This is a genomic window from Leptospira levettii (genome assembly GCF_002812085.1).
Lineage (GTDB): Bacteria > Spirochaetota > Leptospiria > Leptospirales > Leptospiraceae > Leptospira_A > Leptospira_A levettii.
In genome coordinates, this window is the sequence record NZ_NPDM01000001.1 from 1,306,460 (window position 1) to 1,319,820 (window position 13,361).

General features: G+C 34.8%; 12 protein-coding genes. 8 read left to right on the plus strand and 4 right to left on the minus strand.

The window, feature by feature from the left end:
* The first annotated feature begins 10 nt into the window (after window positions 1-10).
* Entirely contained in the window at window positions 11-1,324 is a 1,314-nt protein-coding gene (locus CH354_RS06170) for a protein-disulfide reductase DsbD family protein (RefSeq protein WP_100725734.1), read from the plus strand.
* 59 nt (window positions 1,325-1,383) lie between these two features.
* Here the strand turns inward: CH354_RS06170 and CH354_RS06175 are convergent, their stop codons facing one another.
* On the minus strand, window positions 1,384-2,325 hold the full coding sequence (locus tag CH354_RS06175) for an NAD(P)H-dependent flavin oxidoreductase (protein ID WP_100725735.1): 942 nt from the start codon (window positions 2,323-2,325) through the stop codon (window positions 1,384-1,386).
* 18 nt (window positions 2,326-2,343) lie between these two features.
* The gene (locus CH354_RS06180; RefSeq protein ID WP_100725736.1) at window positions 2,344-2,640 is read right to left on the minus strand and encodes a hypothetical protein; all 297 of its coding nucleotides are present in this window, start codon (window positions 2,638-2,640) and stop codon (window positions 2,344-2,346) included.
* Window positions 2,641-2,676: 36 nt separating this feature from the next.
* Here CH354_RS06180 and CH354_RS06185 point away from each other — a divergent pair, with 36 nt between their 5' ends.
* A complete protein-coding gene (locus tag CH354_RS06185; RefSeq protein WP_100725737.1) occupies window positions 2,677-4,629 on the plus strand; it encodes a PP2C family protein-serine/threonine phosphatase in 1,953 nt (650 codons plus the stop codon).
* A 24-nt stretch (window positions 4,630-4,653) separates the two neighbouring features.
* Here the strand turns inward: CH354_RS06185 and CH354_RS06190 are convergent, their stop codons facing one another.
* Together CH354_RS06190 and CH354_RS06195 are read right to left on the minus strand one after the other, a co-directional pair.
* The gene (locus tag CH354_RS06190) at window positions 4,654-5,691 is read right to left on the minus strand and encodes a zinc-binding dehydrogenase (protein WP_100725738.1); all 1,038 of its coding nucleotides are present in this window, start codon (window positions 5,689-5,691) and stop codon (window positions 4,654-4,656) included.
* The gene (locus tag CH354_RS06195; protein WP_243396003.1) at window positions 5,688-6,236 is read right to left on the minus strand and encodes a hypothetical protein; all 549 of its coding nucleotides are present in this window, start codon (window positions 6,234-6,236) and stop codon (window positions 5,688-5,690) included. Before CH354_RS06195 ends, CH354_RS06190 begins: the two co-directional genes overlap by 4 nt.
* A 155-nt stretch (window positions 6,237-6,391) precedes the next feature.
* On the opposite strand from CH354_RS06195, the gene CH354_RS06200 reads away from it, so the two are divergent.
* Genes CH354_RS06200 through CH354_RS06225 form a run of 6 tightly spaced genes read left to right on the plus strand, consistent with a single transcriptional unit; the run spans window position 6,392 to window position 13,341 of the window.
* Window positions 6,392-7,210, plus strand: a complete 819-nt coding sequence (locus tag CH354_RS06200; RefSeq protein WP_100725740.1) for an adhesin OmpL37 family surface protein — start codon at window positions 6,392-6,394, stop codon at window positions 7,208-7,210.
* 2 nt (window positions 7,211-7,212) lie between these two features.
* Window positions 7,213-7,875: a rhomboid family intramembrane serine protease gene (locus CH354_RS06205; protein WP_100725741.1), complete on the plus strand. Its 663-nt coding sequence runs from the start codon at window positions 7,213-7,215 to the stop codon at window positions 7,873-7,875.
* Entirely contained in the window at window positions 7,875-9,317 is a 1,443-nt protein-coding gene (locus CH354_RS06210; protein WP_100725742.1) for an MDR/zinc-dependent alcohol dehydrogenase-like family protein, read from the plus strand. The genes CH354_RS06205 and CH354_RS06210 overlap by 1 nt, the downstream gene beginning before the upstream one ends.
* 4 nt (window positions 9,318-9,321) lie before the next feature.
* Entirely contained in the window at window positions 9,322-11,772 is a 2,451-nt protein-coding gene (locus CH354_RS06215; RefSeq protein WP_100725969.1) for a hypothetical protein, read from the plus strand.
* Window positions 11,769-12,191 carry an NUDIX domain-containing protein gene (locus CH354_RS06220; protein ID WP_100725743.1) on the plus strand — a complete coding sequence of 141 codons (423 nt, stop codon included), beginning with the start codon at window positions 11,769-11,771 and terminating at the stop codon, window positions 12,189-12,191. The genes CH354_RS06215 and CH354_RS06220 overlap by 4 nt, the downstream gene beginning before the upstream one ends.
* Window positions 12,184-13,341 (plus strand): carbon-nitrogen hydrolase family protein, encoded by a 1,158-nt coding sequence (locus CH354_RS06225; RefSeq protein ID WP_100725744.1) that lies wholly within the window; start codon window positions 12,184-12,186, stop codon window positions 13,339-13,341. The genes CH354_RS06220 and CH354_RS06225 overlap by 8 nt, the downstream gene beginning before the upstream one ends.
* Window positions 13,342-13,361 lie beyond the last annotated feature (20 nt).

Below are 13,361 nucleotides of genomic sequence, written 5' to 3' on the forward strand. Positions count from 1 at the left end.
GATCAAATATATGTTTTCTGAAATCCAAACCTTCATTGAATCCCAATTGTCTTCAGGCAATTTTTCTTTTTCCACAGCATTATTTCTAGCACTAGGTGGTTTATTTGCTGGGTTACTTCCTTGTGTGTATCCATTGTATCCGATCACAGCTGGAATTTTAAAAACAAGAGTCGCCAATCACAAATGGTCTCATCCACTGGTGTATTATTTTGGACTAGCATTAATGTATGCTATCTTTGGATTGATCGCGGGCGTCAGTGGTGGAGTTTTTAATTCATTTTTAAGATTTCCAGAAACTCAATTGGTTTTAGCAATCTTGTTATTTATATTGGGATTAAGTGTTGCTGAATTTTTATATTTTCCATTTTTTTCTGGTGATCTAAAAAATTCGGTAAACGTAAATTATGCGAATACATTCTTCTTGGGAATGGGTGCTGGGTTGTTGTCTTCTCCATGTGTTGGCCCTGTTGTTGTATCCATTCTCGTCCAACTCATCAATTACCAAACAGAAGGATTTAAAATTATACCGATCCTTTTTACTTCTTTTAAAATGTTTTTATTTGGAATGGGACTTGGAATTCCATTTTTAATGATAGGAGTCTTTGGATTGTCTCTGCCTAAATCAGGAAAGTGGATGAAATACATTCAGTGGGCATTAGCCATTCTCATCTTCTATTTTTCTTATACATACCTTGAAAAGGCATTTGATTTATGGGGTTTGGAAAAGGGATTAAGCACAAAAGTTTTTCTTCTTTGGACAGTGGCTTTAACGTTTTTGTACCTTCAAAAAAAAGAGGGAACAACAACAGAAAAGATGAAACAATCTCTTTATCAAATTGTATCCATCACTGCTTTACTCATTATATTCCTATTTCTAAATCTTTCGTTATGGAAACAAAACTTCGGGAATGGAATTTCCAATGGAAATTCTTCCAATCAATTTTTAAAAGAAGAACATGGAAATTTGGTTTGGTATCGAAATGAAAGTGATGTAATGACATTAGCGAAAGATAAAAATATGCCAATTTTCATAGATTTTTATGCAGATTGGTGTACGAACTGTAAGGAATTTCAGAAACTTACACTGACAAACAAAGAATGGAACGAAACCTTTCATAAAGATGTGATTTTATGGAAAGTTTATGATACGGATCCAATATTTGAATCATTTGTCTCAAACCCAGACTATCCCGAATTAAAAATTGGATTACCTTTCTTTTTGATTCTCAGTCCAGAAGGAAAACGTTTGTATAAATCCAATGACTATCTGGATACAAAAGGAATGATTTCCGCAATTCGAAATTTTTATAATAATACTAAGTAATTCATGAAAAGCGAATCAACCATTTTGTGGATGATTCGCATACTCTATGTTTTGTGAATTTATCGAGGGAGTGAGTTAACAGTTTGCAAATATTCATTTGCAATTTCTTTTACAATCTCACCAGCTGGTTTCACTTCTTCAATTTGTGCAACACCTTGGCCAGCAGACCAAATGTCTCGCCAACGTTTGTATTCTTGTTCGATTGCTTTTTCTCCACCAGCATGACCTGCGGCAATTTTTTTAGGCCCGTCTTCCAATATTTCTGGTGAACGTTCCACTGATTTTGCCAACCAATTGGCAGGGATACCAGAAATTTTTTCAGTATATACAATCTCATCTGGACTTGAATCTATTAACATCTGTTTGTATTCATTTTGTGCTCTAGATTCTGGAGTTGCAATAAATCGAGTACCAATATAAACAGCATCAGCCCCAAGGGAAAGAGCTGCAGCCATTTGTGAGCCATTGGAAATGGCTCCTGCTGCAATTACTGGAAGTCCAGTTTCTTTTTTAAGATAAGGGATGAGAGCAAACGGAGTGATTGCTCCTGCATGGCCACCTGCTCCTTGTGAAACAGCAATGAGTGCATCAGCTCCAGATTTTGCGACTATGTTAGCGTGTTTGAGGGTTGTCACATCACAAAACAATGCGGAACCATTTGCTTTGATCTCTTTCGCGATTGTTCTTGGAGTACCCAAGCTTGTGATGATTAACTCTACTTTTAAATCCATCACCACTTCAAATTGTTTTGCCCAATTTGGATTATGTTCCTTATGCAAAATTAGATTCACTCCAATCGGCTTTTTCGTTTTTGAACGAATTTCGAGAATCCCTTCTCGTAATTGTTCTGGTGTTCTGTAATTGAGAGATGGGAAACACCCAATTCCTCCAGCTTCTGAAACGGCAACTACTAACTCCGGATAGGAGACAAGGAACATAGGTGCGGCAATGATCGGTAGATCAATTTTTAGCATTTCGCTAATTTTTGTTTTGATTTTCATAAATCTCCTGTTATACGATTATGGTTGGGTTGGTTTCGGCGTTAGGTTGGGAAGGTCTGACGGATACCGACCAGATCTTGGAATGCAACTCATTGCAAATCCCTGGATGATGTAACAGATTGAATCTTGCGAAATGCATTTAAGAGATTTCTGGTATTCCAGGCCATCAATCTCAGTGGCTATCGAATAACATTCCATTTTGTCTTCCATGAAGAGTTGTTGGGGTGTTTTGTTCTCTTGTGCCAATAGTGCAGTAAGAGACAATAAGAGTAGAGGGAGTAGATAAAAAAATGATTGGAATCGTGTGCGATTCATTGAACGTAATCCTGCTTTTCCTATAGGAACTGAAAATTGAAAGAAGTCAAACCATATAAATCCATTCTGGTTCCGATTCAATTTGTTCTTTTTTTCCTTTTGATTTTTTCCATCCAGAATTGTTTTGACCTTCATTCGGAAAGTAAACAAGAAATCCAATTACAACAATCCGTGTATTTGATTGATCGGTATTATTATTGGTCATCGGAAGAAATTTTGGACCCAGAAACGATCCAAGAATCAAAGTGGTTACCAATTTCTACTAAAACATTAGGATTTAAGAAAAAAGAAAATGAATATTTATATATCAAATTTAGCGATCAATTCATACGACAACTTCAAAGCCCAATTCTTTATACCGAAATTGCTTTAGAAACTTTTAAAGTTTTTCAAGGAAAAGACAATGTTTATATTTCAAAGGAATTTGATTTTATTTTTCCACATTTGATTCCACTTAGTCCTGAACCAAAAGGTTTTATATATATTCAATTTCAATCTCGATATAAAAATTTTATTGGATTGGATCATGAAGTAATTTTTAAAAATCACACAAAAGCATTGATTGATTTGTTTATAGAGAATCTTACTAAAACTTTTTTTTCTCCCATTTTGTTAGTGTTATCTTTTATATTTATGGGATTTTATTTTTTACGCAGAAAAGAAATGATTTTTTTAAATTTTTCAATTCTGCTTTTGTCCGCCTCACTCATTGAAGTATTAAATGGATTTGTTGGATTTTCTTTACGTCAGTATGCTTTTTATATAGTTCCACTAACATTCCTCAATTTCACATTTTTCCCTTTTGCTTTTCTGTTATTTTTGATATCAGTATTTCCTCCTTTCTTTAAGAAAGTTTTTAAGTTTATCGCAATTGTACATATCATTGTTTTTTTATCATCTATCATTCGGAATTATGAGTTAGGAGTTTCATTTCTAAATAGTGAGGAAGATTATAATTGGATTGTAGTTTTGGAAGCAATCATAGCAATCCTATCTTCAGTTTATGTTTTTTTGAAAGGAAATCGACAAATTAGGGAAATTATCTTAGGTATCCTTGTGATCGTCTGTGCTGGACTCCATGATACACTTGTGGATTTGGAAATTTTGCACTACCAAATTCGATTCATACACTATGGTTTTTTTCTCATGTTGGGTTTTTTTGGTTATTATGTGTTCAAACATTATTGGGAATTGTTGCATTCCATCAATCGTATGAACACCGAACTACGATTAAAAAATAAAGAACTCCAACGATTAATACAAATTGATAAAGATTTAGCATTAGCACATGCCTTACAAAAATCTCTTTTGTCTTCTAAATACAATGAGGATGATAAAATTCGTATCATAGGTTTTTCTCAAAATTTGGAATCGGTTGGTGGAGATTATTTTGACCATACGAAAGATAGTATGGGCAATTGGGCTTTTTTAATCGCAGATGTGTCTGGCCATGGAATTTCTTCGGCAATGGTTGCTGCCATGTCTAAAATGGCATTTGTAGGTGCAGGTCCCTATTTACAATTTCCAGCAAGGGTATTTCACCTGATGAATCGCCACTTAGTTGGAAAAACAAAAAATCTCTTCATTACAGCTTCTTATCTTTTCATCGATACCGAATCTTATACGGCTACATTTAGCAATGCAGGGCATCCTAGTTTTTACCTAATCCGAAATACTGAAAAAGATGTGATACAACTGACTGCAAAAGGAAAACCATTGGGTCTCTTTTCACAACAATCATACGCAGAAGAAATTGTAGGGATTCAACCAAAGGATAAAATATTACTCTACACAGATGGGATTTTTGACCTATTAAACGAACATGGAGAAAGTTTTGGAGAAGATAGGCTCAAATCATTGTTATGGGAATATCGTTATTACAACATACAAGACTTATCGAGTATCTTACAAGATTCCTTATTTCGATTTTCCAATGGTTGGAAACACCAAATGGATGATTTAAGTTTTTTACTCGTGGAAGTCAAATAACTGATTCTTAGGATTATTGTCTGACTAAAGTTCTGGATTGATGATAAAACGTATCGGATTTCCTTTTTTTTCTTCTAACGCATGTAGATACTCATTTGTATCTTCCAATTTGTGAATTCCGCTGATGGATTTTGTCAAATTTAGTTTGTTATCTTTATAAAGTTGAATGAGTTCAGGAATGGCCCTTCTATCTGATCCATAGGAACCTGTGATTCGGATTTGTCTTTCAATGAGGAAAAATGGCATAGGAATTTCTAGTTTGTTTCTGCCGATGCCAACGAGTACAATCCTTCCTCCACGATTCATTGCACGGACAGAACTTTCAATATTCGGCATAAAACCTGTAAAATCACATAATAGGTCAATCCCACCAGACTTTTCTTTTAGGACTTTTCCTACCTGCATGTTTTTTTCGACTAATATGAGTTCGTTGGCACCATATGATTTTGCATTTTCTAAACTTCCACTATCTATATCAATTGCAAAAATTTTACCTGCTCCAAGAGCTTTGGCTATCGCAACAGCATGGATTCCAAGTCCTCCGCAACCAATGATTGCAACAGTTTCCCCTGCTTTAAGTTCCCCTTGGTATTTGATAGCATGGTACGGAGTGGAGACAGCGTCAGCAAGGATTGCACCTTCGGCAAAAGGAATTTGATCAGGCAAAATATATAAGTATCTTTCTTCCGTTTGGATGTACTCTGCAAATCCACCTCTTTGGTTAAAACCAATCACACCAATATGTTCACAAAGATTTTCTCTTCCCGCCAAACAATGTTTACATTTACCACAAGAGGTGCCGGCACTCACTACAACTCGGTCTCCCACTTTCAATTTTGTGATTTGTTCACCGATCTCAGTGACAACACCCGAAGTTTCATGACCAGGGACACATGGAGTATATGTTGCCTTCATTTTTCCATGTAATATGAGATGAATGTCAGAGCCACATATCCCACATGCTTTTACCTTCACTTTTACTTGGTTTGGGAATAATGGTGGTAAGTCCAATTCTTGGATCTCTAAGGATTTAGATCCTTGTGGTAAAACAGCTGCTTTCATAACATAATTCCATCAAGTTCAGATAAGAATTCACTTGTATCGGATTCGTTTAATTGTTCCAACGTAAGTTCTATCATATCGTTTAAATAATATTTCAGATTTTTGTATTCCAACAAAAACAATTTTAAATTTGTTTTTTCTTCGTCAGTGAGACGATTTTCCATATTCAATTTACAAAGAGCCAAAACTCCAAATGCAGATTTGAGTTCATCTTGGTTTGATGCAATGGTAAATAATTCACGAATGTCAAGTTCGACAAAAGTAGGGAGTAAATCGGAAATCAATTCCATGGCACCAATTGGAATGGTACGGTCTAACGATTTGACATAATTCAATAGGACTCGGTAACTCTTGGAATCGCCAACATAAGACAACAGATAAACCATTCCGGAAAGTAGGACCTTATGGTAACCCCAAGAAAGCCTTCCTGAGTCGGCTTCACGGATAATTTGGTAAATCATGGCCCAAACGTTTTTATCGTTATTTGCTGCCAATTTCATCAATTCTAAGAGGCGATTTTCCCAGATTGGTTGGTCCATCTCCATTTTTAATTGGTCAATGGCTTCTAAGGGAGAATTGGGTAATGATCCTAACTTTTGCACAGTTTCCTCTCGACATAATTCTAGAATATGAGACGTATATGTCTTTTCTTTTTTATCATGCTAATGTTTTCTCTGTACGGCCGAAACTAGTTGCATAGATGAAACGTTTTTCGGTAATACTACTGCTTCTCTTCATTGCAATGGGAGAGACAACGCCGGACCAATCCAGTTCCAAAGCGACTCAGTTAATTCGTGTTAGCTACGGACTTAAGGATAACTACGAGTTTCTTCGCATTTTAAATTCAACAATCAGTAATCGTGGTACTGAAGACCAAAAAAAATACTTCAAACGATGCGTACAACACCACATCGAGTCAGAAATCCTACATTTACAAATGGATTTGGGAAAATCATACGCAGAACTACGTAGAACCCAAGGTTTACTCATCCAATTGTACATCAATGTTTTGGAAGATGAAATTGAAGAGTTAGAAATTGAGTTAGGAAGACTGGCTCGGCTTGCCAACGGAAAAGAAAAAACAGAGACCAAATTGTATTTGAGATTAGGTTATCGTGAAATTGCAGTTGCGAAACAAAAATTAATCATTGGAAAAAACATTCGTCCATATTTGTATTTGATGAAATTACAGGAGTTGGCCTTTTCATTAAAATCTTTAAAACAAGCAGAGAAATATATTGTTTTGCTTGGATTGTTACATGACTCCGTAGACGAATTCGATAAAGAAAGTCGCTCTTTCGAAGCGATGGCCAATGAAGTAATTCGAATTATTGTAAGTGATAAAGAGAAGTATTTACGATTATTGTATGATAGCCATTTTGATTCATATGGATCTCTGAATTATTACGAACAAATTTGGAAACAACCCGATTTACATGAACTAGCATCAGGAATTCCAAATTTTGATCCTGCTTACTTTCGAAACCCAGAAGAAGCAAAAATTCCAACCTTCAAATAGTTATGCGATCATTCATTTGGGAATTTCCACTAACCGCAAGTTTTGCATTATTTTTATTCTTATTGTATCCAACTGTTTCCATTTTTATGCCAAACTTGGTTACGGAATATTTCATAGCGACTCCTGGTGAATTCGAGCCAATCAATTGGATCTTATCCACTTTTTTTCATGGATCTGGTGCCCATCTCTTATCTAATTTGTTTTTCCTTTTGTTACTTGGCAGGGTGGTGGAGAAACGAGTTGGTAAAACAAGATGGTTACTGTTTTATTTTATGGCCGGTTTCCTTTCAGTGTTAGGTGATGGGATTGTGCGAGGTTTTATTTTAGGAGATAAAACACCTATTGTTGGTGCGAGTGGTTCAATTTCTGGACTTGCATCTGCGGCTACTTTGTTATCGCCTTTTCGATTTCCAATTTCTAAGACCAAATCGATACCTTTTCCTGTATTTTTGTTCGGTTGGATGATGGTATATTCAGATGTAACCAATGTTTTTGCGAGAGATAATGTGGCTCATTGGGCACACTTAGGTGGTTTTTTCTCAGTATTTGTGACAAGTTATTTATTAGGGGAAAAAGAAAGGCAAGAAATCAGACAAGGCTTTCTTCTCAACTTTACCTTTTTTACATTGACTATCATTCTTCTATTTTTTATCAACAATAGGTAATGAATCTAAAATTTAGAGCAAAGGATTATCTCTCCAGTGACTCCTTTGAACCAGCTGAATACGAATACATTGGCAATCAAAAAGACGGATGGGAAATCAAACGAAATGGTGAACCATACCTCCAATTAGGACCAGGCTACATTCCATTAAAAACTATTTCATGTGGTGTTTGTTCCACTGATATCGATCGGAGATTTTTACCATTTCCTCTCCCACAAATTATCGGGCATGAGGTCTTAGCAGAAGGTCTCGAAGAAAACCAAGGCAAACAATTCGTCGTTGAGATCAATGACACTTACGAAGCACGAGGGGATAAAGAACCAGATTTATTTTGTAAGGAAGGAATTCCGACACACTCACCGGAACGAAGGGTTTTAGGGATCGATCGATTGCCTGGTGGTTTTGGCCCTTATATCCTTGCTCCAATAAACGCAGCTATCAGTTTAGAAGGTGTTTCTCCAAAAGCGGCTGTCCTTATGGAACCATTTGCAGCAGCCTTACAAGCCATCATAGCTTCGCCTCCGAAAAAAGGAGACCATGTTGCCGTTTTAGGCCCTAGACGATTAGGGAGTCTAATTCTTGCTGCACTTTCATCCTATCGCAAATCCAATCATGCAGAATTTCGTATAACGGCGATCACACGCCATGACCACTTGGTCAAATTATCGAAAGAAATGGGTGCAGATGACGTAATCGATCTTCGCATAACAAATGTAGAAAATCTAAAAAACAAATTTGACATCGTATATGATACAACATCTACACCATCAGGTTTTGAGTCTGCTATACAGATCGCAAAAAGAGAAGTACATTTAAAAACGACAAATGGCCAACCAATGGCAGGGATAAATCATTTAACAGAACTTGTCGTAGATGAATTGTCCATTCTACCATATTCAGAACAAAATACAAAATTCCATTGGGAAAAAGAAACAAGATCTAACAAAAATATTTTTGTTTTCGATAATGTTTCAGAAGATGTAAAAGCCAAACTGAAACAAAATTTTACTGTTTATGTAGGGGATGAAAAAACAGCTGAATCAATTTTATCATCAAAAGATTTTTTAGGTCATTTGCCAAGATTTGATGTAGTCGTTGTATCAAACCCGAGCGAAATTGGATTGGTTATTCGACCAAATCCTAATCATGAAAATTCATTGGTACGACCACGGGGGGCAATCCTTGTCGATACAACCAATACCAACCAATGGCCAAGCGATCAAAGTTTGGTAGGTGAATTTTTGAAACAAGGCAAAGAGATTCATAGTTCACGTTGTGGTGATTTTCATATGGCAATTTCTTTGTTAAGGGAAAATCCAGAAATTACAAAATCTTTAGAGACAAACTTAATTTCACACCGATACCCTGCTGACAAATTGGAAGAAGCATATAACAAAGCTAAAGATCCATCGAGTGTAAAGGTAGTTGTTGATTTCCAATAACCATATGACTTCAGAAAAAAATATAAAAACATCTCTCGGGCCAACTCTTCATCAAATCGATGAAGGATTATGGGAAATTGACCTAACCAATCTTCGGATTTTTTTCGGACTTTCCATCCTTTCCCGGACCATTGGTGAGGAGATTGGTAACTTATTACAATCGTTACCTGGTGATTTAGCTTTCACATATAAAATCAATCCAAATATCAATCATGAATTAGTGGATATGCATATCCAACATGTTCAAGTTTTTGCAAGAGCTGGAATTTTAAAAGATTGGGTATTATTCAGAGAAGAATTTGAAGAAAATTTACGATTTGTATTTGGGTCATTCCAACAACAATCTATCGCAAAAAAAATACACCCAGAGTTTTACGGTGAGGATCCAAACAGAAATTCTTCGTTAGCATTATTGTTTCCATTTGATACTGATTTTGTTCACCCTTCAGGATATTATATTTTGATGGAGAGAGTACAAAGCCAAAGTCGAATCGGAGATTTTTTTCTTCGCATAACGATTGATTCACAAGAAGATGGATGTTTAAATTTAAAAAATATCCCGCATGAAGTGGTAAGTGATGTACATTCTAGGACGTATATAGCTGGTGCATCAAAGATAAGTGAGTCTCTAAGTAATGGAATTATCAATGTTGCACAGAAAGGAGAAACATTTTACGAAGAAGAAAATAGCCATTTTAGCAAAGTATTTTCGCAAATCGAAAAAACACCTCTTGGGAAATTATCTAATATAAATTTTTATTGGGAAGAACAGTACAGAAATTTAATTATAAGTTCTGATCCAAGTGTTTCATTGTCTATCTTAAAAAAACTCTTTTTACTTTTAGAAGATTCATCTGCTTCTAAAAAAATAAAAGAAGGAAATACTATAAGAGCCATCATAGGCAAAACATCTATCTATGTAGACCTCTCTAGACTTGACAGAGTATTAAACTTTAGTTTTAATCAAAAAAGGACATTAGTAGATCCTAATTTTTATCTAAAAAGAATGCCTATACTTGAAACCATTGCAAATGGCAAAGGTCACAAATTTTCATTTGAAGGTGTTCATATCTTTCTAATTCATCACATAACTTCTGAAATTATTTCATTAATTGAAACCTTCAGAAGACTAAAGGCAAATTCATTAAATGTTGCTTTCGTTAAGTATGGAGGAAATATTCCTCCAGTTTACTTAGATATATTATTAGATATTCCGACAGAAACGTTTTACATGGCGGGATTAGAATTTAAACTCACAAAAAATAATACACCTTATTATGGTGTCTCACCTCTTTATAGTGATTTTGATATTCATGCTACATTTCGGCATAAATTGGAAGAGGCTAAATTGGGATTTTTCGATGCTATGCGAAGATTGTCTACCTATTTGTTTTTAAATCAATTATTGCAACTTGTTGAAAAGAAGGAAAAAATCATTCTGATAGAAGATGGTGGTTACGTTGCACCCGTACTCAATGAATTTGCATTAAATGATATGACATTTGGTGAGGTCCTTTCTGAATTTTGGGTCGAAGGTAAAAACAAATCAATACTTGATCGAAAATTTTCGGAAATTTTAAAAGAACATGTGATTGGATCAGTGGAACATACGAGGAATGGTTTCGACAGACTCACTAAAATAAGAGATGAGAGAAAATCATTAGTTCTGCCTGCTTATTCAATCGCAGTTTCAAACGAAAAAACTTTGGAAGAATCTAAAGAAGTAGCACGTTCCATCATTAATGCAATAGAGAATACATTACATGGAATTGGTAAAGTTTTATCCAAAAGAAAAATACTCATTCTTGGATCAAAGGGTAATATTGGTGGATTTTTAAAGAAATATCTAATCGGTGGTTCGTTACATGAATCAAATTTAGATGTTTTGGAAGTGGATCGTAAATTTGAATTAGAATCAAATTATGTAAAAAAATCATTTCAATCAATAACCAAGACAGAATTTTCAAAAATCGATTTAGTAATCGGTCTGACAGGTGAATCTATTTTAGAACCAAAAGACTTTGAAACTTGGATATTGGAAAGTGAACACAATCAATTGTTTTTGGCTTCAGGTTCGACAAAAACAATTGAGTTTGCAAACTTCATTCAATGGACAAATGAATTAAATACGATTGAAAAACCTAAATTAAAGGATAAAAATCTTTTCATTTCATTCCAACGAATCTTAGACCCTCAAACACAAATGGATTTAGGTTCAAAAATTATTTTTAAAATTCCCGAGATGAACTTAGAAAAAGAAATTTACCTAATCAGTGATGGAAGTCCTGTAAACTTTTTATTTTTTGGTGTACCAACAGAATCTATGGATCCGATTATTTCACAATTAGCAAGTGTATCCTTAGGAATGGTAAACCAATACAAGAAGAAAAAACTATTATCTCCAGAGTTATATGCAGTTGATCATCAAATCGATGTTTGGGGAAACTTATTGTGAGTAAACATGGTTTTTTTCAAATTACCCAAAAGCTCTTTTTAAGAGACGGAAATTCATTACTAGTACTACGTGATCAAAAATCTGGTCACGGTGACCTCCCTGGTGGAAGGATGAATGAAGATGAATTTTTTGAAGACTGGATGGAAAGTGTATACCGAGAAATTAACGAAGAATTGGGTGAAAGTATTAAAATTGATGTTAACCCAAAACCAATTTTTGTTCATAAACATAAGGTTAATGAAGGAAATTTCCCTTGTATCATTATCGCCTATGAAGCAAAATTAAAACAAGGGAAGGTTCGATTGTCAGACGAGCATGATTATATGGAATGGGTAGACATTCACTCATTTGATCCCAAAACACTTTTTTCGGAGTATATGTTGGAAGCTGTCCAACTTTATTTAAATCAATATGCATAATCTCTATGTGCCTCCTTATAAAATTTTTTTATTTATCGTTCTCTTTGGGATCGGATATGGTTCCGCAACTTTTATAAAAGAACATGATACAGGCCTTCCAATTCCAAAATTAGAAGTACCAAAATCAGACTTTAGTTTTAACTTTGATTTTAAATTCGATTTCAATTTTAATTTTAGAAAACCAGAAGTTGATGAAGAAATTCGAAAACCAGAAAAATCATGGAATGATGTAACCATACAAACGAATGGCACTGATCGAAAATATGGTAACTTAGTTGGAATTCAGTTAGTATTAAAACCAGAAGACTACGTAAAAGAAGAATGGTGGCGTGAAAGAATCGAAGAAACTTTAATAAAAGGGAAAACTTCTGGAATTTTTGATCGCAAAACTATTGTTATCTTTCCGGAACATTTGGGATCGGGTCTTGTTTTTCTAAATGAAAAATCAAGGTTCCTCAATTCTGATACGTTGGAAGATGCTCTCAAAACAAAAGGTGAAAATTTTACCATTAGAGACTTACTATTATCCAAAGCTGAATTGATGTCAGAAGTGTATGTCAGAACATTTTCGAACTTAGCAAAAGAATTTAATGTCCCTATTTTAGGTGGAACGATTGTCCTTCCAAATCCAAAAATTGTAAAAGGTAATCTAGTATTAGATCCAAATGGACCTCTTTATAATGTTGCAATTCCATTTTCTGCAGATGGAAAACTGATGGAACCAATTGTGAAAAAATCCATTCTTACAGAAGATGAACTTAAAGTATATTCTGCTGGAGAATCTAACCAAGATCGTATTTGGATTGTTCCTGGTTGGAAAGTAGCCATTTTTATTGGGCAAGATGTTTTCGATGCTAGTTTGTATAGTCGCCTAACAGGAAAGGCTATTGATGGATTAATTTCTCCATCCGCCGTGTTTCCGAATATGAAGTGGTCAGATAAAGATTTATCGGATTCGAATATTTGGAAACAAGAGGGTATGCCAAAATACATCAAATCGACAAGAGCACAAGACCTGGTCCAAGTGTTTCTATCTGGGCATTTATTTGAAAATCACTGGAATGGAAAAACTTTCAATTTGAGAGATTTTACTTTTGAAGACCAAGTGATTTCGGTAGAAAGCCCTACAATCTTAAATTTGTACTTTTAAAAATAGATTCGTAATCGATA

What these genes read in the sequence shown, in the direction of transcription:
- CH354_RS06175 (WP_100725735.1), bottom strand. Translation starts at nt 2,325, where the DNA reads ATGAAAATCAAAACAAAAATTAGCGAAATGCTAAAAATTGATCTACCG.
- CH354_RS06205 (WP_100725741.1), top strand. Translation starts at nt 7,213, where the DNA reads ATGCGATCATTCATTTGGGAATTTCCACTAACCGCAAGTTTTGCATTA.
- CH354_RS06225 (WP_100725744.1), top strand. Translation starts at nt 12,184, where the DNA reads ATGCATAATCTCTATGTGCCTCCTTATAAAATTTTTTTATTTATCGTT.
- CH354_RS06190 (WP_100725738.1), bottom strand. Translation starts at nt 5,691, where the DNA reads ATGAAAGCAGCTGTTTTACCACAAGGATCTAAATCCTTAGAGATCCAA.
- CH354_RS06180 (WP_100725736.1), bottom strand. Translation starts at nt 2,640, where the DNA reads ATGAATCGCACACGATTCCAATCATTTTTTTATCTACTCCCTCTACTC.
- CH354_RS06195 (WP_243396003.1), bottom strand. Translation starts at nt 6,236, where the DNA reads ATGGAGATGGACCAACCAATCTGGGAAAATCGCCTCTTAGAATTGATG.
- CH354_RS06170 (WP_100725734.1), top strand. Translation starts at nt 11, where the DNA reads ATGTTTTCTGAAATCCAAACCTTCATTGAATCCCAATTGTCTTCAGGC.
- CH354_RS06210 (WP_100725742.1), top strand. Translation starts at nt 7,875, where the DNA reads ATGAATCTAAAATTTAGAGCAAAGGATTATCTCTCCAGTGACTCCTTT.
- CH354_RS06200 (WP_100725740.1), top strand. Translation starts at nt 6,392, where the DNA reads ATGAAACGTTTTTCGGTAATACTACTGCTTCTCTTCATTGCAATGGGA.
- CH354_RS06215 (WP_100725969.1), top strand. Translation starts at nt 9,322, where the DNA reads ATGACTTCAGAAAAAAATATAAAAACATCTCTCGGGCCAACTCTTCAT.